Origin of the sequence: Streptomyces caatingaensis, from assembly GCF_001187435.1 — a bacterium.
In the GTDB taxonomy this organism is placed as follows: Bacteria; Actinomycetota; Actinomycetes; order Streptomycetales; family Streptomycetaceae; genus Streptomyces; species Streptomyces caatingaensis.
On sequence record NZ_LFXA01000002.1, the window covers coordinates 411,718 to 436,370 of the forward strand.

The 24,653-nt window shown below is 71.4% G+C and carries 18 protein-coding genes and 1 pseudogene; 8 read left to right on the forward strand and 11 right to left on the reverse strand.

The features are described 5' to 3' along the window. The first annotated feature begins 12 nt into the window (after nt 1-12). Nucleotides 13-1,238, forward strand: a pseudogene (locus AC230_RS02580) (MFS transporter). 145 nt (nt 1,239-1,383) lie between these two features. Next, nucleotides 1,384-2,088 (forward strand): Clp protease N-terminal domain-containing protein, encoded by a 705-nt coding sequence (locus AC230_RS02585; RefSeq protein WP_049714273.1) that lies wholly within the window; start codon nt 1,384-1,386, stop codon nt 2,086-2,088. Between the two features lie 63 nt (nt 2,089-2,151). On the opposite strand, the gene AC230_RS30195 is transcribed toward AC230_RS02585, so the two are convergent. The 8 genes from AC230_RS30195 to AC230_RS02625 all read right to left on the reverse strand — a co-directional run bounded on the left by AC230_RS30195 (nt 2,152) and on the right by AC230_RS02625 (nt 12,136). Then, nucleotides 2,152-2,433, reverse strand: a complete 282-nt coding sequence (locus AC230_RS30195; protein WP_053160952.1) for a hypothetical protein — start codon at nt 2,431-2,433, stop codon at nt 2,152-2,154. A 469-nt stretch (nt 2,434-2,902) separates the two neighbouring features. After that, entirely contained in the window at nt 2,903-3,169 is a 267-nt protein-coding gene (locus tag AC230_RS02595) for a hypothetical protein (protein ID WP_157868490.1), read from the reverse strand. A 59-nt stretch (nt 3,170-3,228) separates the two neighbouring features. Next, complete coding sequence (locus AC230_RS02600; protein ID WP_241833047.1) at nt 3,229-3,582, reverse strand: hypothetical protein; 354 nt, start codon at nt 3,580-3,582, stop codon at nt 3,229-3,231. A gap of 5 nt (nt 3,583-3,587) precedes the next feature. Further along, nucleotides 3,588-8,363 (reverse strand): putative T7SS-secreted protein, encoded by a 4,776-nt coding sequence (locus AC230_RS02605; protein WP_049714276.1) that lies wholly within the window; start codon nt 8,361-8,363, stop codon nt 3,588-3,590. Continuing rightward, on the reverse strand, nt 8,363-8,905 hold the full coding sequence (locus AC230_RS02610; protein WP_053160954.1) for a hypothetical protein: 543 nt from the start codon (nt 8,903-8,905) through the stop codon (nt 8,363-8,365). Before AC230_RS02610 ends, AC230_RS02605 begins: the two co-directional genes overlap by 1 nt. Further along, nucleotides 8,902-9,306 carry an SseB family protein gene (locus AC230_RS02615; RefSeq protein WP_241833048.1) on the reverse strand — a complete coding sequence of 135 codons (405 nt, stop codon included), beginning with the start codon at nt 9,304-9,306 and terminating at the stop codon, nt 8,902-8,904. The genes AC230_RS02610 and AC230_RS02615 overlap by 4 nt, the downstream gene beginning before the upstream one ends. Nucleotides 9,307-9,432: 126 nt before the next feature. Then, nucleotides 9,433-10,251, reverse strand: a complete 819-nt coding sequence (locus AC230_RS02620) for a TetR family transcriptional regulator (RefSeq protein ID WP_049714964.1) — start codon at nt 10,249-10,251, stop codon at nt 9,433-9,435. A 79-nt stretch (nt 10,252-10,330) separates the two neighbouring features. After that, a complete protein-coding gene (locus AC230_RS02625) occupies nt 10,331-12,136 on the reverse strand; it encodes a 3-hydroxyacyl-CoA dehydrogenase family protein (protein ID WP_049714278.1) in 1,806 nt (601 codons plus the stop codon). Nucleotides 12,137-12,456: 320 nt separating this feature from the next. Between AC230_RS02625 and AC230_RS02630 the strand changes: the two genes are divergently transcribed. From AC230_RS02630 to AC230_RS02640, 3 genes are all read left to right on the forward strand, one after another. After that, nucleotides 12,457-13,095: a HEAT repeat domain-containing protein gene (locus AC230_RS02630; RefSeq protein ID WP_049714279.1), complete on the forward strand. Its 639-nt coding sequence runs from the start codon at nt 12,457-12,459 to the stop codon at nt 13,093-13,095. A 199-nt stretch (nt 13,096-13,294) separates the two neighbouring features. After that, on the forward strand, nt 13,295-13,753 hold the full coding sequence (locus AC230_RS02635) for an SRPBCC family protein (protein WP_049714280.1): 459 nt from the start codon (nt 13,295-13,297) through the stop codon (nt 13,751-13,753). A gap of 193 nt (nt 13,754-13,946) precedes the next feature. After that, nucleotides 13,947-16,403 carry an MFS transporter gene (locus AC230_RS02640; protein WP_049714281.1) on the forward strand — a complete coding sequence of 819 codons (2,457 nt, stop codon included), beginning with the start codon at nt 13,947-13,949 and terminating at the stop codon, nt 16,401-16,403. Nucleotides 16,404-17,038: 635 nt separating this feature from the next. On the opposite strand, the gene AC230_RS02645 is transcribed toward AC230_RS02640, so the two are convergent. Continuing rightward, the gene (locus tag AC230_RS02645; RefSeq protein ID WP_049714282.1) at nt 17,039-17,935 is read right to left on the reverse strand and encodes a LysR family transcriptional regulator; all 897 of its coding nucleotides are present in this window, start codon (nt 17,933-17,935) and stop codon (nt 17,039-17,041) included. A 313-nt stretch (nt 17,936-18,248) separates the two neighbouring features. On the opposite strand from AC230_RS02645, the gene AC230_RS02650 reads away from it, so the two are divergent. Beyond that, the gene (locus AC230_RS02650; protein ID WP_049714283.1) at nt 18,249-19,490 is read left to right on the forward strand and encodes an MFS transporter; all 1,242 of its coding nucleotides are present in this window, start codon (nt 18,249-18,251) and stop codon (nt 19,488-19,490) included. A gap of 212 nt (nt 19,491-19,702) precedes the next feature. Here the strand turns inward: AC230_RS02650 and AC230_RS02655 are convergent, their stop codons facing one another. Then, nucleotides 19,703-20,203: a flavin reductase family protein gene (locus AC230_RS02655; RefSeq protein WP_049714284.1), complete on the reverse strand. Its 501-nt coding sequence runs from the start codon at nt 20,201-20,203 to the stop codon at nt 19,703-19,705. Nucleotides 20,204-20,373: 170 nt separating this feature from the next. Beyond that, on the reverse strand, nt 20,374-21,594 hold the full coding sequence (locus AC230_RS02660) for an acyl-CoA dehydrogenase family protein (protein ID WP_053160961.1): 1,221 nt from the start codon (nt 21,592-21,594) through the stop codon (nt 20,374-20,376). 1,200 nt (nt 21,595-22,794) lie between these two features. Here AC230_RS02660 and AC230_RS02665 point away from each other — a divergent pair. Both AC230_RS02665 and AC230_RS02670 read left to right on the forward strand, forming a co-directional pair. After that, nucleotides 22,795-23,283, forward strand: coding sequence for a phenazine biosynthesis protein (locus AC230_RS02665; protein WP_049714285.1), 489 nt, complete (start codon nt 22,795-22,797; stop codon nt 23,281-23,283). 87 nt (nt 23,284-23,370) lie between these two features. Then, nucleotides 23,371-24,567 (forward strand): 3-deoxy-7-phosphoheptulonate synthase, encoded by a 1,197-nt coding sequence (locus AC230_RS02670; RefSeq protein WP_277816832.1) that lies wholly within the window; start codon nt 23,371-23,373, stop codon nt 24,565-24,567. Nucleotides 24,568-24,653: the final 86 nt, after the last annotated feature.

Sequence of the window (24,653 nt, forward strand, 5' to 3'; positions counted from 1 at the left end):
GGAAGACGCCCCATGCCCCTGGCCCTGCTCGCCCTGGCGATCTCCGCTTTCGGTATCGGGACGACCGAGTTCGTGATGATGGGCCTGCTGCCCAACGTCGCCGACGACCTGGGCACCTCGGTGCCCACGGCCGGCCACCTCGTCTCCGCCTACGCCCTCGGCGTCGTCGTCGGCGCCCCGCTGCTCGCCGCCCTCGGCGCCCGCGTCCCCCGCAAGCGCATGCTGGTCCTCCTGATGGGCCTGTTCACGATCGGGAACCTCGCCTCCGCCCTGGCCCCCTCCTTCGGGCTGCTGCTCGCGGGCCGGGTGCTCGCCGGGCTGCCGCACGGCGCGTTCTTCGGCGTCGGCGCGGTGGCCGCCACACGGCTCGTCGCCCGCGACCGGCAGGCGCGGGCCGTCGCCACGATGTTCCTCGGCCTGACCGTCGCCAACATCGTCGGCGTCCCCGCGGCCACGCTGCTCGGCCAGCACCTGGGCTGGCGGGCCACCTTCCTCGTCGTCGCCGGCGTCGGCCTGCTGGCCATGGGCGCGCTCGCCCTCCTCGTCCCCGCCGTCCCCGGCGAGACGCCCGGCAACCTCGCCCGCGAACTGCGCGCCCTTCGCCACCGCCAAGTGCTGCTCGGCCTGCTCACCGCCGTCTTCGGCTTCGCCGGCGTCTTCGCCGTCTACAGCTACCTCGCCTCCATGGTCACGGAGGTGACCGGCCTCTCCGAGACCTCGGTGACCCTGGTGCTCGCCCTCTTCGGCACCGGCATGACCCTCGGCGCACTCGCCGCCGGCCCGCTGACGGACCGCGCCCTGCGCCCGACGCTGTACGGCTCCCTGGCCGCCCTGGCCGCCGTCCTCGTCCTCTTCGACTTCACGGTGCACGTGACCTGGGCGGCCCTGGCCACCGTCGTCCTGCTGGGCGCGGTCGGCTTCCTGACCACAACCCCCTGCAAATGCTGGTCATGCGCCACGCCCGCCACGCCCCGACCCTCGCCGCCGCCTCCAACCACTCGGCCTTCAACCTGGCGAACGCGGGCGGGGCCTGGCTCGGGGGCGCCGCCATCGCGGCGGGCTGGGGCTGGACGTCACCGACCCTGGTCGGCGCGGCGCTCGCGGCGGTGGGACTGGTGGTGGCGGTGGTGGCCGGCCGCCTCGACCGCGCCGCTCCGGAGGACTCGCCGGTCGTCGCGAGCGGCGAATCCCGTGCCGAAGCCGGCGCGCCGGGGCCGCGGTCCGCTCCCCGGCGGTGACCCCTGCCGGCTCTCGCCGCCGGTGAAGTCCCCCAAGTGGACGGGTGGGAAGACGAGTTGCCGCCGTGCGGTGCGGCGGGGCGGAGGAGCAGCCGGGCGTCAACTGCTTCTTGACGGTGGGCGGTTGTCAACCTACGGTTGACGCATGAGCCCACTCGACATCAGTCTCGCAGACCTGATCACCCGGCTCGACGAGGAACTTCCCGAAGCCGACGAACTGGCCCGCGTCAGCGAGGCGCGGCTACGCGCCCAGACCCTGTCCGACCTCGGTGACCAGCTCATCGACCACTACGTCAGCAAGGCCAAGCGGACCGGCGCGTCCTGGACCGAGATAGGCGACGCCCTCGGGGTGTCCAAACAGGCCGCCCAACAACGCCGCGCACCCGCCGCGTTCGACCGCTTCACCCAACTGAACCGGCACGGCATCGTGCTGGCCCAGGAGGCCGCCCGGACGCACAAGCACGACTTCATCGGCACCGAACACCTCCTGCTCGGCCTGCTCGGTGAGCCCCGGGGCCTCGCGTACGAGGTGCTGGTGGCGAAAGCCGGGTCGGAGCGACGCGTCCGCGACGCGGTCGAAGAACGGCTGCCGCCCGCCGGGGAGAAGGCGCCACGGGGGCACATCCCGTTCCGTCCCGAGAGCAAGGAGGCCATCGAGCAGGCGTCCCGCGCCGCGGCCGATCTCGGTCACGACTGGGTCGGCACCGAGCACACACTGCTCGGCCTGATCCGCACCGGGGACAGCCCGGCGGCGCGCATCCTGCGCGACCTCGGCTTCTCGCCGGACGAACTACGCGAGACGGTCGAGAACGAGACCGCCGCACGGCTCGCCCCGCGCGACCGGCGGTGACCTACGGTACGGCCCGCAACCGCCGGCGGTTGCGGGCCGTACCCCTGCCCCACCCGCGGGACGTCAGCTCGCGGCGCCGCCCGGCCGCAGCACCTTCTCGCTCGCCGCCATGACGTCGGCGAGCGGCGCGTCCGTGCGGGCCACCGTCACCAGGACCTCGCCCGTGGCCACTCGTACCAGTCGGTCGGTCAACGCGTACTGAGCGGAAACAGTGCCGATCAGGTCGTGGGGTCCCAGGAGCATGTCCGCTCTGTAGTGCCCCTCCAACTGCTCGGCGAAGTAGTCGATCAGCGACGGGTCGACATATCGCCGGGCGACGGGACCTGAGGTGACGGCGGCGGTCACCGAAGGTGTGAAGTGGCGTGGTCCGCACGCTGTTTCGGTTCCGGTCACATTCTGGATCTCCGTACGCACCCACCCGGGCGGAGTGTCGAAACCGAGATCCTTCGGCCGGCGTCCGAACGCTGCGTACAACGCCTGTGCACAGTCGCCGCGTGGCCAGCCCGGCTTGGCGGACTCCCATCGTCGCCAGGTGCGGGGCGAGACCTCGAAGGTGCGGTCGCCGAGTGCTTCCCTGCCTGCGGCGGTCACTGCCCGGGCAGCGGCTCCCCCCGACCGCCAACCGCGCCTGAGACGCGCCGCTCGCAGCGCACCGTCGCCTCCCCCCGGCGCTTCATCGGGACAAGCCGACATCGTGCACGGCCATCATCCATGAGTGTCGCCCTGCGCATGAGGTTCGGAAGACCGGCTACGGCTCCGCTCCAGCTCCGTCACATCCTGGAGATGGCCGAGAGGCGTCACATCAAGGTCCTGGTCACTCTCTCGACGATCTGACGCCGTCCTCGGACCAGAGATTTCCAGGGTGGCCGGTCATCTGTCTCAACGTTTCATCGATTTGAGACATCGCGCCGGCGAAATCCGCTTCGATCAAGCCCTCTGCGTGCAGCCCACGAGCCAGACGGAAGGCGTCGTCAAACTCCGGGGCAATCTCGTCGATCTCTACCTTCAGCCTCCGCGCGTAGCCGATCTGGCTCACTGCGTCCGACGCCAGGAGCTGGAGCGCCTGGATCGAGGCCCGCATGCAGGTGGTGCTGTCCGTTGCCCAGGCGGTGGTCCCCCTGAAATTCCCCTTCATTCCAATCAGGTGAACAGCACTCTCTCGGTAACGGAGATGACAGGAAAGACCTCAACCACCATCTCCCCTGTGCATTCCCCCATATGGGAACTAACAGTGAACCCCGTGGAAGTTACTGCCAGTCGGGTAGCCCCCTCCTTGAACAGATCCACGACAGTCTTGCCGGAAGTGTCCACCCACTGTACGCGAACGGACCTGCCCAAGACGGAATATGAGAGTTTCAGGGTTTCGCCGCCCTCCCTGCAAAGCGCAAGCTGATGCACTCCCTCTTCCACTTCCTCGGGCCACTCGCCAAGCGATTCGAGGATGGACTGTTCATCTGGAACGGAAAACTCTCTGTACATTCTCTCCTGCTCCAACGGGTCTAGTGTTCGTAGGGCGGCCAGTGGTCGAGACTCCCCTTGATGCTTACGTTGGGCCCACTGCCGCGGAAGATGACGGTCGCCAGTCTATGTGTACCGTCGGGCAGGACTTGCCACGTACTCTCGACACCCAAAGCGCCATATGGTCCATAGAGTACCGAGTTGGTCACGCCAAAGTCGCCGCCTCCTCCGTCCCAGGTCTTTGTGAAGGTCCGTTCGAAGGGTTGTTGTGAAGCGCTCACCAAGTGATCCGACACATAGTTGCGCATCTCAGGTGAGTCCTTGATACCGATACGATGCAGCTGCAGTTCGTTTTGTGATGCTCGCGGCGAGTTGTGAGAATCAGGCTTGATGTCCTTGTTGAAGAGGTAATCAAGCTTTCTGGGATCGACCTCTGTTCCCCCTTGGGGATTTGCTTTGTAGGGCGATAGGCCCAGTGAGTCCACCCAGGTCGTGGGGTTGTGGACGTATGCGGTGGGGTTGGGTGCTGGCGTGAGGCCAAGAGGGTCCGAGGCGATGTAGCGAGCCGTCTCGGGATCGTAGTGACGGTGGAAGTTGTAGTGGAGTCCGGTTTCCGGGTCGAAGTACTGGCCGGGGAAGCGGAGGGGGGTGTAGGCCGTGCTGTCCGTTGCCCAGGCGGTGGTTCCCCAGAGGGTGGTGCGGGTGCGCCAGGCTGTGGTGCCTGTTTCGTCGATGAGTTCTGTGGGGGTGCCGACGAGGTCGGTGATGATGGCGAAGAACCGGCGGTCGATTTCGCGTTGGGAGGCATCGGCCGCCGATATTCGTTCGGTCTGGGCGATGGGGTGGAGGCCGTCGTGGTCCCAGGTAAGGGTGACGGGGTTGGGGAGGGACGAGGCCGTGGTGGTCTGTTCGGTGAGGGTGGGGCCGTCCCAGGTGAAGTCGACCTGTTCGGCGATCTCGTCCGTGTCCGTGAGGCGTTGTTTGGCTATTCGGCGGCCCAGAGGGTCGTAGAGGTAGCGCCAGCGGGTGCCGTCCGGGGTGATGACCGCGGTGAGTTGGTCCTCCGCGTTCCATTCGTAGCGCCAGGTGTCCGGCTTGCGGGAGAGGCGGGTCTTCTGGCGGAGGATGACGCGGCCTTGTGCGTCGTGCTCGTAACGGACGTTGCCCGCGCGGGTGATGCGGGTTCCGGTGTAGGTGCGGGGGCCTTGGGATTCCGTGCCGGGGTGGTCGGTTGGCCAGGTTGCCGCGGTTTGGTTGCCTGCCGCGTCGTAGGCGTAGCGTTCGGTCCAGTCATGGGCGTGGACGGCGGTCACCCGGCCCGCCGCGTCGAGGTCGAAGGTGCGGGTGCCGGTCGTGGTGTCCGTGATGCCGGTGAGGTGGCCGTCGGGGCGGTAGGTGTACGCGCGGTGGTGGAGGGGCGTCGGGCCGGTGGTCAGGCTCTGTGATTGGAGGCGGCCGGCCGGATCCCAGTGGTGTGCGAGGGTGAGGTCTTCGCCGAAGTGGCGGGCGATCTCGCGGCCCGCCGCGTCGTGCTCCATGGCGAAGGTGTGGCCGGAGGCGGTCAGCGACGTGCGGTTGCCCGCCGCGTCGTAGGTCCAGGTGGTCACCGCTCCGGCCGGAGTGGTCCCGCGTACTCGACGGCTCAGTCGGTCGTACGCGTAGGTAAGGGTGCGGCCGTTGGTCGTCTCGGACGTGACCCTGCCCAGGCGGTCCCGCCTGTAGACCAGGGTCGCGTCCGGGCCGGTGGCCTGCAGCAGGTGGCCTGTCGCGTCGTGGGTGTAGGTGGTGACCGCGTCTCCCGCGGTCTTGGTCACCAGGCGGTCCAGCACGTCGTACTCGTACGAGATCGTGTCGCCCAGGCCGTTCGTGCGGGAGACGAGCCGGCCCGCCGCGTCGTGCGTGTAGGTGAGCGTGCGGCCGTCGAAGTCGGTCTCCGCCACGAGGCGGCCCGCAGGGTCGTAGTCGTAGCCCCAGGTGAGACCCTGGGGGTTGGTGACCCGGCGCAGGCGCAGCGACGTGTCGTGGGTGAACTCGTAGCGGACGCCGTCCGGGCCGGTCTTCGCCGTCAGCCGGTCGAAGGGGCCGTACTCGTAGTGCGTCTCGGCGCCGAGGGCGTCCGTATAAGTGGTGCAGTTGCCCTCGCCGTCGTAGGCCCAGTGTTCCTCCGCGCCGTCCGGTGCGATGCGGTGAGCCAGTCGGCCTTCCACGGTCCAGGTCAGGCGGGTCGTGTTGCCGAGTGGGTCGGTCACGGCGACGACGCGGCCGAAGGCGTCACGGCGGGTGGTCGTCACTCCGCCCAGAGGGTCGGTGGTCTCGATCGGCAGGCCGGCCGCGTCGCAGGTGACGCGGGTGGTGTTGCCCAGTGCGTCGGTGACGGATGTGAGGTGGCCCTCGGCGTCGTAGGCGTAGGACGTGATCGCGCCTGTGGGGTCGGTGGTGGACGTGCGGTTGCCGGCGTCGTCGTACGTGTGGCGCCATACCACGCCGTCCGGGCCTGTCGTCGTCTCCGGAAGGCCGAGTTCGTTGTAGGTGGCCGACAGAGTGAGGCCGTCGGGGCGGGTCACCGTCGTCAGGCGGCCGTCCGCGTCGTAGGTGTACTCCGTCGTGCGGCCCAAGGGGTCCGTCCGCGACAGCAGGCGGTCGTGACTGTCCCAGGTGGAGAGGGTCGTCGCACCGGTCGGGTCCGTTTCGGCGACGATCTGGGAGCGGCTGTTGATGGTGTAGGCGCTGGTGTTGCCGAGTGAGTCCGTGACGCGTGTGATGCGCAGGCCCGTTGCGGGGTCGGAGGCGCCGTATTCGAGGGCGCAGCGCATGTGCCCCTCGGCGCCCGACTCGAAGACGCAGCGGTCCTGGTCGTCGTAGACGTACTGGTAGTGAGTGTGGTTGCGGTCCGTCCAGGAGGTGACCCGGCCTCGCTCGTCGTAGGAGAAACGGAGCGGCCGGCCGGAGGAGTTGTAGACCTCGGTCAGGTTGCCGTCGGTGTAGCCGTAGCGGATCAGTTCCGTGTCCGCCAGGTGCAGGGCCGTGATCCGGCCCGCGTGTGTGGTGACGCGGAGGTGACGGCCGGAGTGGTCGGTGATGCCGGTCGGGGTGCCCTCGGCGTCGTAGTCGAAGGTGATGCGGTGGCCGTTGCGGTCGGTGATCTCCGCGAGGAGGAAGACGTCCGCCGCTCCGGAGGAAGCGAAGTGCCGCGTGCGGCCCGCTTCGGGGATGTGGACGGTGTAGGTGCCGTCGAGGGACAGGTCCAGCGGCCAGCGAGGGCCCCGCACAGGGAGGGTGGGGACGCCCGGTACCGGGTGGGGGTATTCCAGGAGCCGGCCGTGTTCGTCGACGAGGATGACCCCTTCGGTGTCGATCTCCAGGCGTTGGTCCACGGTGCTCGCCCAGGACGGGCCGAACCATCTGCCGCACCGGTAGCCGGACTTCACATGACGGGAGAAGACCAAGGGGAGCGCGCCGGGCAAGGACACATCCGTCTGCGGCAGGAACATGCGCCCCGTGGTGACATCCACTGGGTCCGTTTCGCCGGTCTCCACCTTCTCCGGGTGGGTATTCGGCTCGTTCGCCAGCTCCTTGGAGGCCTTGCGGGCCGTGCTCTCGGCAGCTCCTTCGGCTGCTTCCTCCATTCCCTTCCTCGCCGCGTTCATCGCCATGCGGCGGGCCGCGGCGCCGCCCGCGCTCGTGCCGCCGGTCGCCAGGGCGGTCAGCGCGTCGAAGCCCAGGCGGCCGGCGGCCTCGGACGGGTCCTTGCCCCAGCCGGTGCCGAGCAGGGTGGAGGGGATCTGATCGGGGTGGTTGGCCAGGGTGACGAAGCCGGCGCCCAGGTTGGTCATGTGGTCCAGGTACAGGGCCGGGTGTGTGACGTTGTATGGGTCGATCGGGATGATCGTTCGGGCGAACTTGACCGTGTCCGCGGCGCCCTTGGCGAAACCGCCCGCGAAGTGGGTGACTTCGACAGCACCGGCCTGTTGGAAGTCGTCGAGGTTCATCCCCATCCGGTCGGTGAACTCCGGCTTCTCGGGGGCGTTGCGCAGCGCGTTGCGGAGTGCGGAGGCGGCGGTTTCCGCGGCGGAGTTGCGTTGTTTGCGGGCCTCCGTCAGCATTTCCTGGGCCGCTTGGATTTTGTCCGCGCCGACGTTGGGGCAGGAGCCGGGCGGGGTGGGGCGGGTTCCGGGATTCTCGCCCTTGTCGAGCTTCGCGTTGTACGTCTCGGCGGCGTCGTTGTAGGCGTCCACCTGGGCCTTGTAGGCGTCGAAGGCCTTCTTCTGGGCTTCCTTCCCCGCTTTGTAGGTGGCTATGGCCTCCTTGGCCTTGCCCTGGGCCCAGCGCACCGTGTGCTCGTACGCCTTGAGGGCCTTGGCCGCCTCCTCGCACGCCTGCTGGGCCTGGAGCCACTGCTTGGGGTGCATGGCGAACTTCTCGCGGAAGGCGTCGGCGCCCTTGCCCTTCCAGTGGTCGGAGTCCAGGTTCGACATACCCTGGCCGACGCGTCCGAACGCGCCGGCGAAATCGGTGAGGTGGGAGGCGGCGGACTGGATCCGGCCCGTGCTGCCGTGGACGAGGTCCTTGGGGTCCTCGGTCTCGCCGAGCTGCTTTTCGTCGACGTGGGCGCCGAGGCGGTTGGCGACGTGGTCGCCGAGGTCGTCCACGGTCTCGGCCATGTCGTGCAGGCCGACCTTGTCCAGGCCGTTGCCGATCTCATGGGCGGCGTAGTTGACGCCCTTGCCGACCTGTTTCTTGCCCTCGTCCCACAGGTCTTCGGCCTTGTCCCCGAGTTTGTCGACGCCGCGCTTGAGGCCGCCGAGTGAGAAGTCCATCAGCGCTCACCCGCGCGCCGGATGACGTTCAGCTCGTCGCGGTGGGACGCGTAGGTGTCCTTGGCAATGTTCTTGTTCGTCTCGACCATGTGATCGAAGGAGCGGTCGAAAGATTTGCCGCTGTAGTCGATGTGCGCGAAGTTCCCGTGATCCGCGATCTCGTCCATCGACATCTTCTCCACCTGCTCGTCGGAGAGCGTCGGATCGGCGGCGAAGGCGGCCACGCCGACCTTCAACGTTCCCTTGATGTACTGGTCGTTCTCGTAATAGGCCCCCGCCGAGAGTCCCACCCGGCGGGCGAACTGGTTGCCGTCACGGACCAGGGAACGCACTCCCCATTCCCAGCGGTCGCAGAACTCCTTCAGCGCGTCCTTGAGTCCGTCGTGTCCGGTCTCCAGCCCGTTCAGCGCGAGTTCGGAGAATCCACGGCCGGCCTGGGACTCGCCGATCATCCCGAGCTCCTTCAGCTCGGACAGCGCATCCGTGATGCCCTTCGCGATCTGTCCCAGTGCCTCGGGATCCGCCTTCAGGTCCTCGCTCATGACGCCGCACCCTCCCCGGTGTCGACCACTGTTCCGTCCGGCACGACGCCCGCCACCGGCGGCAGGAAGAACGGAGTGTCGCTGCCCACGTCCAGAGCCACACCGGTGGGTTCACCGACCGCCGGGACGACCACGTCCAGCAATCGCGCACCGAGTACGGTGACGAACTCCCAGTCGGCGCCCGCCCTTTCCGGTCGATGCGCGGCGAAGCGTGCCAGCGCGGACTCGTCCGAGAACGCGTGGATCCACCACAGCCCGCCGTACGCGGACGTCCACAGACCACCGCGCTCGTCGAGCGGCACGAGCACCGCCGAACGTCGGAACTCGCCGACGACCGCCGCCGGCTTTCCCCGCAACGCGTATAAAGCTGCCTTTTCCTGGACCAACGTCACCGCATTCACCTCGCCGCACAGGTTAGCGAACTCCCTATGCCTGGGATGTGCCTGCTCTGGGCGACGAACTTCGTTCATGGTTCGGGAGAGGGCGGCCGGTGCGGCAGCCCGTTCACCGCCTCCGGCCGCCCCCCATCAGCCCTCTGCCGGCCGCAACACCTTCTCGATCGCCGCCATCACCTCCGCCAGCGGCGCGTCCGTGCGGGCCACCGTCACCAGGACCTCGCCCTCCGCGTGGGCCGTCGCGGCCGGCGACGGCTCGCGGCCCGCGCCGATGCCGCGGCCCACCGTTTCGCGCACGATGGCGAAGGCGTGGTCGAGCTGCGCCTCCAGGTCGCCCTCGCCGCCGGCGCGGAGCCAGCGGCGGAGGACGTGGTTGTGGGCGGTGACGACGGCGGAGGCGGCGACCTCGGCGAGGAGCGGGTCGTCGTCGTGGTGGGTGCCCTCCTCGAAGTGGACGAGGAGGTAGCGGGTGAAGAGGCGTTCGTAGCGGGCGACGGAGGCGATCTCGCGCTCGCGCAGGGTGGGGACCTCGCGGGTGAGGCGGTAGCGCTCGACGGAGACGGCCGGGGAGGCCGCGTACATGCGCATGACCTCCTTGATGCCGCGGCAGATGGTGTCGAGCGGGTTCTCGTGCGCGGGCGCGGCGTCCAGGACGGCGGCCGCGCGGACGAGGGTGTCGTCGTGGTCGGGGAAGATCGCCTCTTCCTTGGAGCGGAAGTGGCGGAAGAAGGTCCGGCGGGCGACCCCCGCCGCGGCGGCGATCTCGTCGACGGTCGTCGCCTCGTAGCCCTTGGTGGCGAACAACTCCATCGCCGCGGCGGCGAGTTTGCGGCGCATGGTGAGGCGCTGGGCGGCGGCGCGGCGGCCGCCCGGGCCCTCCGGGCCGGACCGGGCCGAACCCCTGGTGGCGGCCCCGCGCGACGGGCGGGCTGACTTGGCGGGCTGGGACATGTGGGGAACGTAACACGCGGCCGCGCGGGCGTGCGGGGGCGGACCGCCGGGCGGTTCCAGCAGCCCGCCCCAGCCCGTGTCAGGGTCGCGCATACTCGCGGAAGCCGCGCCCCGTCTTGCGTCCGAGGCAGCCCGCCGCCACCAGGTGCTCCAGCAGCGGCGCGGGGGCGAGGCCCGGGTCGCGGAACTCCCGGTGCAGGACCCGCTCGATGGCCAGGGAGACGTCCAGGCCGACGACGTCGAGGAGTTCGAAGGGGCCCATCGGATAGCCGCCGCCGAGCTTCATCGCCGTGTCGATGTCGTCGGGGGTCGCGTAGTGCTCCTGCACCATCTTGACCGCGTTGTTGAGGTACGGGAAAAGGAGCGCGTTGACGATGAAGCCGGCGCGGTCGCCGCAGTCCACGGGGTGTTTGCGGAGCGCGGCGCAGACGGAGTGGGCCGTGGCGCGGGCCTCGTCGGAGGTGAGGACGGTACGGACGACCTCGACCAGTTTCATCGCGGGGGCCGGGTTGAAGAAGTGCAGCCCGACGACGTCGCCGGGCCGGGCGGTCGCGCGGGCGCAGGCGATCACGGGGAGGGAGGACGTGGTCGTGGCCAGGACCGCGCCCGGCCGGCACACCTTGTCGAGGGCGGTGAAGAGCTCCCGCTTGACGTCGAGGTCCTCGGCGACCGCCTCGACGGCGAGGTCGACGTCCGCGAGGGAGTCGAGCGAGCCGGACGGGGTGATCGCGGCGAGCGCCGCCGCCCGGTCCGCCTCCGTGAGGCGGCCCTTGGCCACCGAGCGCGCCAGGGAGGCGGCGATGCGCGCCGTGGCGGTCCGGGCCTTCTCCTCCGAGCGCGCCGCGAGCACGACGGAGAAGCCCGCCCTGGCGAAGACCTCGGCGATGCCGCTCGCCATCGTCCCCGAGCCGGCGACGCCGACCGAGCGCACGGGCCGCGGGGCCGGCCCGGTGGCGGCCGGGTCCGGTGTCTCCGCGTCGGGGACGACGGTCGCCGAGCCCGGGCCGTCGTAGGTGTAGAAGCCGCGGCCCGCCTTGCGGCCGGTCAGGCCGGCGGCCGCGAGCTGGCCCAGGATCGGCGCGGGCGCGTGCAGCCGGTCGTGCGAGGCGGCGTACATCGCCTCCAGGACGGTGCGCGCGGTGTCCACGCCGATCAGGTCGAGCAGGGCCAGCGGGCCCATCGGCAGCCCGCAGCCCAGTCTCATCGCGGCGTCGATGTCCTCGCGGCCGGCGTAGCGCGACTCGTACATCGCCGCGGCCTGGTTGAGGTAGCCGAACAGCAGCCCGTCGGCGACGAATCCGGGCCGGTCGCCGACCGCGACCGGCTCCTTGCCCAGATCCTGGGCCAGTTCGGTCACGGCGGCGACGGCGGCCGGCGCGGTGAGCACCGACGAGACGACCTCGACGAGCCGCATCGCGGGCGCGGGGTTGAAGAAGTGCAGGCCCAGGACGCGTTCGGGGCGGGCCGAGTCGGCGGCGAGGCGGGTCACGGAGAGGGCGTTGGTGCCGGTGGCGAGGATGGTGTCGGGGCGCACGACGGCGTCGAGCGCGGTGAACACCTGGTGCTTGAGCGCGTAGTCCTCGGGCACGACCTCGATCACCAGGTCGGCGCAGGCCGCGTCGGCCAGGTCGGCCGAGGTGCGGAAGCGGGCCAGGGCGGCGCGGCGTTCGTCCTCGGTGAGGCGGCCGCGGGCGACCTGGCGGGCGGTGCCGGCGGCCAGCGCCCCGGCGGCGCGCAGGGCGGCGGCCTCGTCGACGTCGATGCCGACGACCCGGCGGCCGGCCCGGACGAGCACCTCGGCGATGCCGGTGCCCATCGTGCCGAGGCCGACCACGGCGACGGTGGGGAGCGGGCGGGGGGACGGCGGGGCGGACTGACGGTCCATCGCGGGACTCCAGGGGATGCGGTGCCGCGCCCGTCGGCGGGCGCGGCGATTTTGATGACGGCCGCGGACGGGTAAAGGGCGTCCACGGGGGTGCAGTTGTGCGAAACCGGCGGGCCCTGTCCCGGGGCCGTGCCGTACTGGAGTGCCGAACCGGCGGACCGACATCGAGGATGCCAAGTGCCAAAGGCGGCTGCGTCACCAGACCGCCCGAGCGTGAGTCTCGCTCGTGCCCGGAGGTTAACTCACCGGTAACCCGGAGCGCCAGAGTGCGTACCCGCGACTTAGGATGTGGTACAGGCCACTCGGGGAGGAGAGCAGCAATGGAAGAGGAATTCCGGGTACTGCTGAAGCGGGTCAGGGCCGAACTGGTCTCCCCGGCCGAGTTCACGGCGTACGAGCGGCTCGTCGCCCTCGTCCGCACCGACGGGCGGGCCGCGCGGGACGCGCTCGCCGAGGTCCTCGTCGCCCCCGAACAGCCCCTCTGGGCACGGGAGATCGCCGCCTTCGCACTGGGCGTGCAGGGGGACCGGAGGGCCTTCGAGACGCTCGTCCTCCTTCTCAACTACCGCGAGCCGGTGCGGTGCGCGACCGCCGCGCACGTGCTGGCCCGGCTGCGCGACCCGCGGACCGCCCGGGCCGCGGCGGCGCTCGCGACGAACCCGCTGCGCACGGCGTACGCGCTGTATCCGGTGCGGCTGCTGAGCGAACTGCGGGCGCCGGAGTCGGTGCCCGCCCTTCTCTCCACGCTGGAGCGGCTGTTGGCGGCGCGCGACCACTGCTGGCCGGTCGCCCGCGCCTGTGTGGAGGGGCTCGGCACCCTCGGCGACCGGCGCGCCGAGGCGACGCTCGTCGCCGCCCGCGAGCACGAACGGCTGCGGCCCGCGGCGGTGTTGGCGCTGGCGCGCCTGAACGGACGGGCGGGGGTGGTGCGGTCGGGGCGTGCGCCGCGGCGGGGGTAGTGTGCGCGGGGTGCGTACCGGGGAGTGTTCGCCCCTGTCCCTCCCCCCGCAGGGGGCGCCCCGAGCCCCGGCCACAGAGTGCGTAAATACGCAAAACACTCGCACCCCGGATTTGGGCGCCGCCCCGGTTGGTGGTTGGCTGTGGCCCGCGGCCGCAGAGAGCGGCGCGCACTGCACCGAACGTCCCGGAGGACACGTCATGGGCCAGGTCGAGGCCACCACGGAGCGGATCATCGCGGCGGACCCGGAAGAGGTCTTCGACGCGCTCGCCGACTACAGCGGCACCCGCGCCAAGCTGCTGCCGGAGCACTTCAGCGAGTACGAGGTGCGCGAGGGCGGCGACGGCGAGGGCACCCTCGTGCACTGGAAGCTCCAGGCCACGAGCAAGCGCATCCGCGACTGCCTGCTGGAGGTGTCGGAGCCCTCCACCGGGCAGCTGGTGGAGAAGGACCGCAACTCCAGCATGGTCACCACCTGGACCGTCACCCCGGCCGGCGAGGGCCGCGCCAAGGCCACCGTCACCACCACGTGGAACGGCGCCGGCGGCATCGGCGGTTTCTTCGAGCGGACCTTCGCGCCCAAGGGCCTGGCCCGGATCTACGACGCGGTCCTCGCCCGTCTCGCGGCCGAGACCGAGAAGGGCGGCGCCGGCTCCTGAGCTGCCGCCTCCATTACTGCACGCTCACCTGATCGGGTGGTTTTCCCGGCCCGGCGGCGGACCGCCACCACCCCTCCGACCGGCGGAAAGCCCCCCGGGCCCAACGCCCGGGCAAATCGTCGCGCTTGCTCCCCGTTGTCGCGTAATGCGAAAAAAGGTCGGCCGGGACAGGCGCGACGACGGGAGCAGACACGTGGGCGGGTCCACCTCCGAGGCCACCTTGGTGAAGGGCGGCCATCCCGCCCTGCCCGGACCCGACCCACTGCCGCCCGGCCGGGACGCCCGGCCGGGCGCGGGCCGCGTACGGTTCGTCTTCGCCGGGCTCGTCCTCACGCTGCTCCTCGCAGCGCTGGACCAGACCATCGTCGCCACCGCCCTGCCGAGGATCGTCGGTGAACTCCACGGCGTGGACCGGATGTCGTGGGCCGTCACCTCGTACCTGCTGACGTCCACCGTCGCCCTGCCGCTCTACGGCAAGCTCGGCGACCTCCTCGGGCGCAAGGCCGTCTTCGTCTTCGCCATCGTCGTCTTCGTGCTGGGCTCCGGACTGGCCGGCTGGTCGCGCACGATGGACCAGCTCATCGCCTTCCGCGCGCTCCAAGGCGTCGGCGCCGGCGGGCTGTTGATCGGCGTGCAGGCGATCATCGCCGACATCGTCCCCGCCCGCCGGCGCGGCCGCTACATGGGCGTCATCAGCGCCGCCTTCGGGCTCGCCTCGGTCGCGGGACCGCTGCTGGGCGGGTTCTTCACCGACCACGCCTCCTGGCGCTGGTGCTTCTACGTCAACGTCCCCTTCGGGCTGGTCACCCTGCTCGTCGTCCTCAAGGCGCTGGACCTGCCGCGGCCCGCCGCGCGCGGCCGGTTCGACGTGCTGGGCGCGCTGCTGCTGACCGCGGCCTCCACCTGTCTGGTGCTGCTGACCACCTGGGGCGGCACGGAGTACGCCTGGACCTCGCGCGTCACCATCGGGCTGGCCGCCGGCGCGCTCGGAACGGCCCTGCTCTTCGCGGTCGTCGAGCAGTACGCGGCCGAACCCATCATCCCCCCGCGGCTGTTCCGCGACCCGGTCTTCACCGTCTCCGGACTCGTCAACGCGGCCGTCGGCGTCGGGCTGTTCGGCGCCGCCAGCTATCTGCCCACCTTCCTGCAGATGGTGGACGGGGCGGACGCCACCGGCTCCGGACTGCTGATGCTGCCCCTGATGGGCGGCGTCGTCGCGGCCTCGCTCGTCGCCGGCCAGGTCGTCACCCGCACCGGGCGCTACAAGCTGCTGCCCGTGCTGGGCTGCGCCCTGTCCGCCGAGGGCATGTACCTCCTCTCCCACCTGCAGGCGGGCATCGGCCGGCTGGTCTACAGCCTCTGGATGGCGGTCCTCGGGGTCGGCATCGGGCTCGCGCTGCCCGTCCTCGTCCTCGCCGTCCAGAACTCCGCGCGGCCCGCCGACCTCGGGACGGCCACCAGCGCCGCCAACTACTTCCGGCAGATCGGCGGTTCGATGGGGGCCGCCGTCTTCGGCACCCTCCTCACCCACCGGCTGGCGGCGCGGCTCGCCGTCGAACTGCCGCCCAGGGCGGGGCTGCCGGACGCCGACTCCCTCACCCCCGAGCTGGTGCACGCGCTCCCCGCGCCGCTGCGGGACGGGTACGTCCGGGCGTACGCGGAGGCCATGCCGCGGATCTTCCTCTATCTCGTTCCGGTGTTCGTCCTCGGCTTCCTGATCGCCTTCCTGCTGAAAGAGAAACCGCTGGTGTCCCACAACGCCTCCTCCGAAGCACCGACCGTCGTCCCTCCCGCGCGGTGCGAGCCCCCGCCGCCGCCCCCGCTGATCACCGAGCCGGCGCCGGCCGCCCCCTTCGCCGGCGAACCACCGGTCTCCTACGGGTCGTTCGGGGCGGGCATCCCCGTCACCGGTGCCGTCCAGCACCACGACGGGACGACGGTGCCGCGGGCCGCCCTCACCCTGATCGACGTCCAGGGACGGCAGATCGGGCGCGGCGCGAGCGGCGAGGACGGGCGGTACGCGCTCAGTACGCCGGGCACCGGCTCGTACGTCCTCATCGCCGCGGCCGGCGGGCACCAGCCGCAGGCGGTCACCGTCACGGTCGGGGAGCGGCCCGTCGAACTCGACGTCGTCCTCGGCGGGGCGGGGCGGCTGGCGGGCGCCGTGCGGACGGCGGACGGCACGCCGGTGTGCGAGGCGCTCGTGACGCTCACCAACGTCCAGGGGGAGGTCGTCTCCTCGACGCGGACCGGGCACGACGGCGGGTACGTCATCGACGAACTCGTCGCCGGCGAGTACACCTTGGCGGCCAGCGCCCCGGCCTACCGGCCCGCCGCCCTGCCCGTGACCGTCCAGTCCGCGCGGGAGACGCGGCAGGACGTCGAGCTCGCCGGGGGCGCGGTGCTGCGCGGCACGGTGCGCGCCGGGGGCGGCCGGCCCGTGGAGGACGCGCGGGTCACGCTGCTGGACGCGGCGGGGAACGTCGTCGACTCCGCGATCACCGGGGCGGACGGGACGTTCCGGTTCGTGGACCTGGCGGCGGGGGAGTACACGGTCGTCGCCGCCGGCTACCCTCCGGTCGCCACGGTGCTCCGGGTCGCCGGCGGCGGACGCACCGAACGCGACCTCCAACTCGGCCACGCGGACTAGCCCCCCGACGCCCCGCCCGCCCTTTCCTCTCCCCGCCCCGCCCTTTCACCGTTTCCGCCGGGGCTCGGCCCCGGGGGGCCCACGCTGCGCGCGGACGAGCGGGGCTCCGCCCCTGCACCCCAGGGGCGTTGCGCCCCGGGGCGGGACCGCGCTGCGTGCGGGTCGGCGGGGCTTCGCCCCCGCAGCCCACCGGGGGCTGCGCCACCTGGACCCCGCTTCGGGGCCCCGGCCCCGTAACCGCGCGGCTGCGACGACTGGGGTGGAGCCCCGGCGCGCCCGCGCAGAGCGCGGCCCCGCCCCGGGGGACCGCGCTCCAGGAGGTCGGGCCCGCCCCCGGGAAGGGCTCTCGCAGAGGTCTGGTCCGCTCCCTGGAGGGGGGCGCGCTCCGCGGAGGTCCGGACCGTCCCCGGGAGGGCCCTGGCGGGGGTTCGGCCCACCTCCGGAAGGGGGTTCGCGGACGTCCGGCCCGGCCCCCGCCGGAAGGTGCCGCGCTCCGCGGAGGTCCGGTCCGCCCCCGCCGCGAGGGCCCCCGCGGAGGTCCGACCCGCCCCCGGGGCCCCGGCGAGCCCGGGGCTCCGCCCCGAAGAAACTGAAAGGGCGGGGCGGGGCAGGCACACCCGGGAGGAGGGGGCGGGCTACTCGTCGCCGCCCCGCATCGCGCGCTGCAGATGACGGATCAGCGCATTCGCCGCCGGATTCGCGGAGCCGTTCTCGCGCCAGGCAAAGGCGATGGATCCCCGCATGGGGGGATCCGTCAGGGGAATTCCGCGCAGAGTCGTGGGACGGATCGCGGCGAACGGCGCGGGGAGAATGGCCACGCCGAGACCCTTCGCCGCGAGTTCCGCCAGGAGATTGGGATCGCTCGCCTCGAAGGCGATGCGGGGCGGGAATCCGGCCTCGGCGCAGGCGTCCTCGACCGTCGCCCGCGCCCCCACGCTCTGGTGGAAGATGATGAGCGGCTCGTCGCGCAGATCGGCGAGGCGCAGGCGGTCGCGGCCCGCGAGGGGATGGTCGGGGCTGACGGCCGCGACGAGCGGCTCGTCGGCCACGGTCAGGGTCTCCACCCCGGGCGGGACGGTGGTGGAGGGGGAGATCGCCACCGCGTCGAAGCGCCCCTCGCGCAAGGCGCTGAGCAGGTGGTCCGACGTGGACTCGGAGAGGGTGATCTCGATCGCGGGATGCTCCCGGTGGAAGTCCGCGAGCAGCCGCGGCAGATCGTAGGCGGAGGCCGACGACGTGACCATCCCGACCGAGACCCGCCCGCGCAGCAGCCCCGTGTGCTCGTCCACGGCCTGCCGCACGCCGGCCACCGCGGCGAGGGCCGCGCGGGCGTAGGGCAGGACCGCCGCACCCACCTCGGTGAGGAGCACCGTGCGCCCGGTCCGGTCGAGGAGTTTCTGTTTCAGTTCCCTTTCGAGCTGGCGAATTTGAGTGCTGACACCGGGCTGGGCGACGTGCAATTTCGCCGCCGCTCTGGTGAAACTCCGTTCCTCCGCCACGGCGACGAAGTACTCCAATTGCCTGATCTCCATAAGGATCCATTATACCAGCCAGACGGAGTCCGTATTGGACTTATGAACAGGGCTGCTGGACTATACGAGTCAGGTACTTCTGGCGTGGTGACACCAGCCGCGGTTTGCCGTGCGTAGCAGGGGTGTTGATCGTCAGTGCAGGGATTTCGCAGGCCCGCACCGGGCGCCCTTGCCACCGGTGCGCTGCCGACGGCGACGTTCAAACTCCGCGTCCCCGGCCGCCGTTGATCCCCGCAGTGCCCGGCCCGGAACACGCACGAGGTGACCGCTTGTCACGCCCGCTGAAAAGTGGACTCTGCAGGGAGGAAAGTAAGTGTCAAATGCCACCGACGCGGCACCGGGACAGGTGTCCCGGTTCAGCGTCCCGCTCCTGGGATTTGGCGTATTCGCGGTCGCCACGAACGAGTTCGTGCTGGCCGGCATGCTGCCCCACCTCGAGGACTCGCTGCACGTCTCGACGGCGGCCGCGGGCCAGGTGGTCACGGTCTACGCGCTGGCGTGCGCCATCCTCGGGCCCATCTTCGCGACGGTGACGGCCGCGTGGTCGCGTCGTGTCGTCCTGCTGACGGCCGCGCTGGTCTACCTGGTGGGCACCGTCGGTGCCGCCGTCGCCCCCAACTACCCGCTGCTGCTGGTCGCCCAGGCGGTCGCGGCCGGCGGCACCGGTCTGTTCGTGCCCGTCGGCGCCTCGTCGGGCGCCTCGCTCGTGCCGCCGGAGCGGCGCGGCCGCGCCATCGCGACCGTGCTCACCGGCTTCACCGCGGCGACGGCCTTCGGCGCCCCGATCGGCACCGCGTTCGGCAGCCGCTTCGGCTGGCGCGGCACCATGTGGTTCGTCGCGGGCCTGGCGGTCGTCGGCATCATCGGTCTGCTGACCCTGGTGCCGCGCAACATCCCGACGCCGCCGGCCGAGAGCCTCAAGAAGCGCTTCGTGCCGCTGGCCGACCCGCGCGTGCTGACCACGCTGGGCACCACGGCGCTCGCCTTCACCTCGGTGTACGTCCTCTACACCTACATCGCCGACATCTTCGACGGCGCCACCGGCGGGTCCGGCGGCAAGGTCGCCACGCTGATGTTCGTCCTCGGTGTGATCTCCATCGTCGGCAGCTACCTCGCCGGCATCGTGACCGACCGCATCGGCGGCCGCGGCGTCATGGCCATCTGCCTGATCTGGGTGGCCGTCTGCCTGGGCGCCGTGCAGCTGTTCAGCGACTCGTTCCCGGCGTCGATCGGCTTCATCGCCGTCTTCGCGGTCGCCTGCTTCAGCATGAGCGCCCCGCAGCAGCACCGGCTGATCGGGCTCAACCCGCCGCTGGCCTCGGTGCTGGTCTCGCTGCACGCGTCCATCCTCTACGTGGCCATCGCCCTCGCGGGTGCCATCGGAGGCGCGGGCCTGTCCATCGGCGGCTCCGGCAGCCTCGGTTACATCGGCGCGGTCATCGCCCTGCTCGGCCTCGGCCTCTCCGAGCTCGCCCACCGGCTCACCCAGCGGAAGGCCGCCGCGGCCGCGGCCGGCTCCCCCGAACCGGCGGAGGAGGCGGCAGTGACGTCCTGACCGGACGCCCTGGCGCACGAGGGCTTCGACCGTACGGCATGGAACCCCCGCCGTTCCGTACCGGGCAGTCCGGTCCTCCGCCGCACCGCGGCCGGTGTGCGGTTCCCTTCCCCGGGACCGCCCACCGGCCGCGGTCATGTTCCGCCCCATGACGGAACGCCGTGGCCCCGGGCCGCACTTCACCAAGTGCGGCCCGGGGCCACGGCGTTCCGTCAGACGCACTCCCGCTCCCGTCCGGGAACCCCGGTGAGCGTGCCGAAGCGGCCGGCGTGGAAGATCAGCGGGCCCTCGCGGCCGGTCAGCGCGCCCTCCAGGGCCTCGGCGACGACCAGTTCGTGGTCGCCCGCCGGCTGGATCGTGGAGATCGCGCAGTCGAGCCAGCCCAGTCCGTCCCGCAGCACCGGGTGCCCGCTCCGGGTGAACATCCACTCCCCGCCGGCGAACCGGTCCGCCCCATGGGTGCTGAACGCCCGGCACACCTCCTCGTGCTGGCCCCCGAGGATCGTCACGGCGAAGCCCCCGGCGGCCCGCACGGCCGGCCAGGTGGTCGAGGTCTGCGCGGCGCACACCGCGATCAGCGGCGGATCCAGCGAGACGGAGGTGAAGGAGTTGACGGCCATGCCCACCGGACCGTGCGGCGTCCGCGCGGTGATCAGCACGACGCCGGTGGTGAACCGGCCGAGGATGTCGCGAAAGGAGCGCTGCTCCAGCATCTGTTCTCCCGTTCGGTACGGCGGAGCCCCGGACGTGCCGGGCCGCCCGTCAACACCGCCGGGCGACGCGGCGGCGGACCACCCGGGAGCGGCCCGGCCGCCGGCGTCGCCCGCCGGTGGCGATGCGCGGTCGCCGGAGCGCGGCCCGGGGGCGGCGGCCCGGCGAACCGTTACAGCAGGAAGCTGACGGCCTGCGGGTCCTCGCCGAGCAGCACCCGGCCGTACATCTCCTCGGGGATGCCGGCGCCGAAGCCCGCGTGGCGGTTGGCCACGTGGACGTCCCGCCAGATCCGCTGGAGCGGGTTGAACTCGGCGAAGGCGGACGTCCCGTGGGCGGTGACCAGCAGGTCGACCGCCTCGCGGCACTGCCGGCTGGCGTACGCCGAGTCGTTGCGGACGCGGGTGCGGGTCGGCACGTCGGGGGCCTCGCCGCGGCGGGCGTGCCCGTCGATGTCCTCGGTGAGCCGCTGCGCGTGGAACTGCGCGGTGTCGATCTTCGTGGCCGCCTCGGCGACGGTGGTCTGGAAGGTGACCGACTGGACCTGGCTGGTGTAGGCCGAGGCGTTGATCGAGCGCTTCGGCGCCTTCTCCAGGACGAGCTCCAGCCCGGCCTTCACCTCGCCGAGCTGCGCGCCGAGCAGCGAGGTGAGCAGCAGGCCCGCGAAGTTGCTGCGGTAGAGGGTCTCCTCCGGGTGCCGCGGCGGCACCGCCCCGTTGAGCGTGGGCATCAGCGGGATCAGCCGGTGGTCGGGCACGGTCGCGCCGTCGACCACGATGGTGTTGCTGCCCGTGCCGCGCAGACCGGTGATGAACCAGGTGTCCTCGACGGTGGCGTCCGTCATGGGGATCAGCGCGAGGTACGGCTCGGGCGCGGCGTCGCCGTCCTGGACGGGGACGACGACCACGGCCCAGTCGCAGTGCAGGGAGCCCGACGCGTAGGGCCACTTGGCGGTGACGAGCGCGCCGCCCGCGACCTTGCGGGCGGGGGCGCCGGGGCCCAGGATCAGCGCCACGCCGGCGTCGGGGTTCTCGCCCCAGACCTCCTGGCGGGCCTCGTCGGGGAAGAGGGCGGCGACGAAGTTGCCCGCGTTGAGGACGCCGGTGACCCAGGCGGCGGAGCCGCAGCCGCGGCCGAGCTCGGTGACGACGTCCAGCAGGGTGCGGGAGTCCGTCTCGTAGCCGCCGAAGCGCCGGGGGGTCAGGAGGCGGAAGAGCCCGGCCTCCCGGATGGCGTCCACGGTGCCGTCGTCGAGACGCCGGTCGCGGTCGGCCCGCGGGGCGTCCTCCCACAGCCGGTCCCGCAGGGCCGAGGCCCGGGCGACGAGCTCGGCGCGGGACGGCACCTCGTGCCCGGTGGCCGCGGCCGACGGGCTCTGGGATGTAGTGGTCATGGACAGCTGTCTCCTGTCGAGCTGAAGGGGTGCTGGTCGGCGGCGGATGAGGGGTGCGCCGCCGGACGGATCGGCGGGACGGGACGGTCCGGACCCGGGCGGCCGGGGCCGGGCCGGCGGAGGGACGTCGGCGGGGCCGCGGCCTTCCCCGGGAAGGCTGACCACTGTGCGGCGCGCCGTACGCGGTCGGGGTACGGCGCGGCGGACCGGTGCGATGGCACCACGTCACGCGCGCATGGCGCGAGGACGTTCATTTCTTCCAACTTCCCCCGTTGGTCCCCATGGTCGGGCCGAAGATCCATCCAGGGACCTAGGCCGATGGGTCGAGCTTCCCCCAACGCGGGACGGAGTTCCAATACGAACGGCGTATAGGAGCTATATCGCAGTCGCATCGCCGGAGGGTGAACGGGCCCTGTGGCGAGCGGGCGTTGAATTCGAGCCATGGCGCATTCGCATGGGGTGCGCGATGGTTGAGCGGAGGGGACGAAGTTCTGTGTGGCTTCCCTCACAGATTGATGAACTGCCGTGGTGGGGACCATGATTCGATCGGCCCCGCCGGGGCGGCGGCTCAATTGCGCCCAGGACGTTGCGAGTCAAGCCCCCTCCGTGTCAAATAGTCCTCATGCGGCGTACATCAATATCCATTGTCTGGCGCCGCGGAGTGGGGCAGAATCAACCAAGTCGTTGGTTCCGGCAGGGCCAACGGGTCAGGTGTATCCAGGGGCGGCGTCCGCGATGCGGCAACGCGCGGGGCGCGCTCCCGAACGGGGGATCGGCATGAGCACCACTTTGTGTACGTTTTCGGCCACACCGTCCAGTGGTGCGGCCCGCGCCCTCGCCCGTCGAGCGGGCGATGTGACACCTTCGCACTAGAGAACCCGGTCGGCATGGGTCGGCCGGGGCGTCGCGACCGCGCCGCCCGCGGGAACCGCGGGGCGCGCGGCGTCGGCGACCCTGTGCGCGGTCGCGCCGCTCCGGCCGGCTCCATGGCGCCCGAACGATCCGTCCAGCGGTCCGCCGTTCCACCGGACACCACCAACCCACCTGCGTCTACAGGCGTGTTCGCGCACCGGCCGCCGTCCCGCGGCATCCGGTGGGGCCGGTGGAAAGAGGCTTGATCCGGGCTCGCCCCGGCACCGCGGCGACGGATTGCATCGTCCGTACACCTGCATTCCATCCGACATCCATGGAGGGGAACTAATGTCCGAGTCTGTGCAGTCGCAAGGATTCACCGACCACGCCGAGCTGCGGCGTATCAACCGCGCCACGGTCGAGAAGTACATGAACACCAAGGGCCAGGACCGGCTGAAGCGGCACGAGCTCTTCACCGAGGACGGCAGCGGCGGCCTGTGGACCACCGACACCGGTGCCCCGATCGCCATCAACGGACGTGACCGCCTCGCCGAGCACGCCGTCTGGTCCCTCCAGTGCTTCCCCGACTGGGAGTGGTACAACATCAAGATCTTCGAGACCGACGACCCCAACCACTTCTGGGTGGAGTGCGACGGGCACGGGAAGATCCGCTTCGCCGGATACCCCGAGGGCTACTACGAGAACCACTTCCTGCACTCCTTCGAGCTGGAGAACGGGAAGATCAAGCAGAACCGCGAGTTCATGAACCCCTTCGAGCAGCTGCGCGCCCTGGGCATCCCGGTCCCGGAGATCAAGCGCGAGGGCATCCCCACCTGACGTACCCCACCCGACGTCCCAGGGGCCGGGGCCGGACACCGGCCGACCGCCACCCCCCATCTCGATCCACCGCTCCCCATCGCCGGATTGGAGTTCGAGTACGTGATCAAGGACAACGTGTTAGAAGACATACGGACGCGCGACGCCCTGCAGCAGCCCGAGTGGGGTGACCTCCTCCAGGTCAACCGCGTCCGGGACGCCCTGGCCTCCCGTCCGCCCCTGGTCCAGGCCACCGATGTCGCCACCCTGCGCGGCTACCTGGCCAAGGTCGCCGCCGGACAGGCCCTGATCGTCCAGGCCGGCGACTGCGCCGAGGACCCCCAAGAGTGCACCGCCTCCCACGTCGCCCGCAAGGCCGCCCTGCTGGACCTCCTCGCGGGCGCCCTGCGCCTGGTCGCCCACAAGCCCGTCATCCGCGTCGGCCGCATCGCCGGCCAGTTCGCCAAGCCGCGCTCCAAGCCCACCGAGATCGTCGACGGCGTCGAACTCCCCTCGTTCCGCGGCCACATGGTCAACGGACCCGAGGCCGACGCCGACAGCCGGTGGCCCGACCCGCTGCGCATCCTCACCGGCTACATGGCCGCCGGTGACATCGTCGAGCACCTCGGCTGGCGCGAGCGCGCCGCCGGACGCGACGTCATCGAGCCGGTCGTGTGGACCAGCCACGAGGCGCTGCTGCTCGACTACGAGGTGCCGATGCTGCGCACCGACGACCAGGACCGGCTCTACCTGGGCTCCACCCACTTCCCGTGGATCGGCGAGCGCACCCGCCAGGTCGAGGGCGCCCACGTCGCCCTGCTCGCCGAGGTCAGCAACCCGGTGGCCTGCAAGGTCGGCCCCACCATGACCCCGGACGAGCTCCTCGCGCTCTGCGAGCGGCTCGACCCCTACCGCGAGCCCGGCCGGCTCACCCTCATCGCCCGCATGGGCGCCGACAACGTCGCCGAGCGGCTCCCCGCCCTCGTCGAGGCCGTCAAGGCGGCCGGTCACCCGGTGATCTGGCTGACCGACCCCATGCACGGCAACACCGTCTCCGCGCCCGGCGGCTACAAGACCCGCCTGGTGGAGACCGTCTCCCTGGAAGTGGCGCGGTTCCTGGAGGCCGTCACCCGGGCTGGCGGCGTCGCCGGCGGCCTGCACCTGGAGACCACGCCCCACGACGTGACCGAGTGCGTCGTCGACGAGTCCGGCCTGTCCGGCGTCGGCGAACGGTACACGTCCTACTGCGACCCGCGGCTCAACCCGTGGCAGGCCGTCAGCGTCGTCTCCTCCTGGAAGGCCTGACGCGACTCCCTCAACGGGCGCGCACGACCCGTGACTCCGAGGCGCACCGGCCGCGCTTCGCACCACAGCCAGGAACTGGAAAGCAG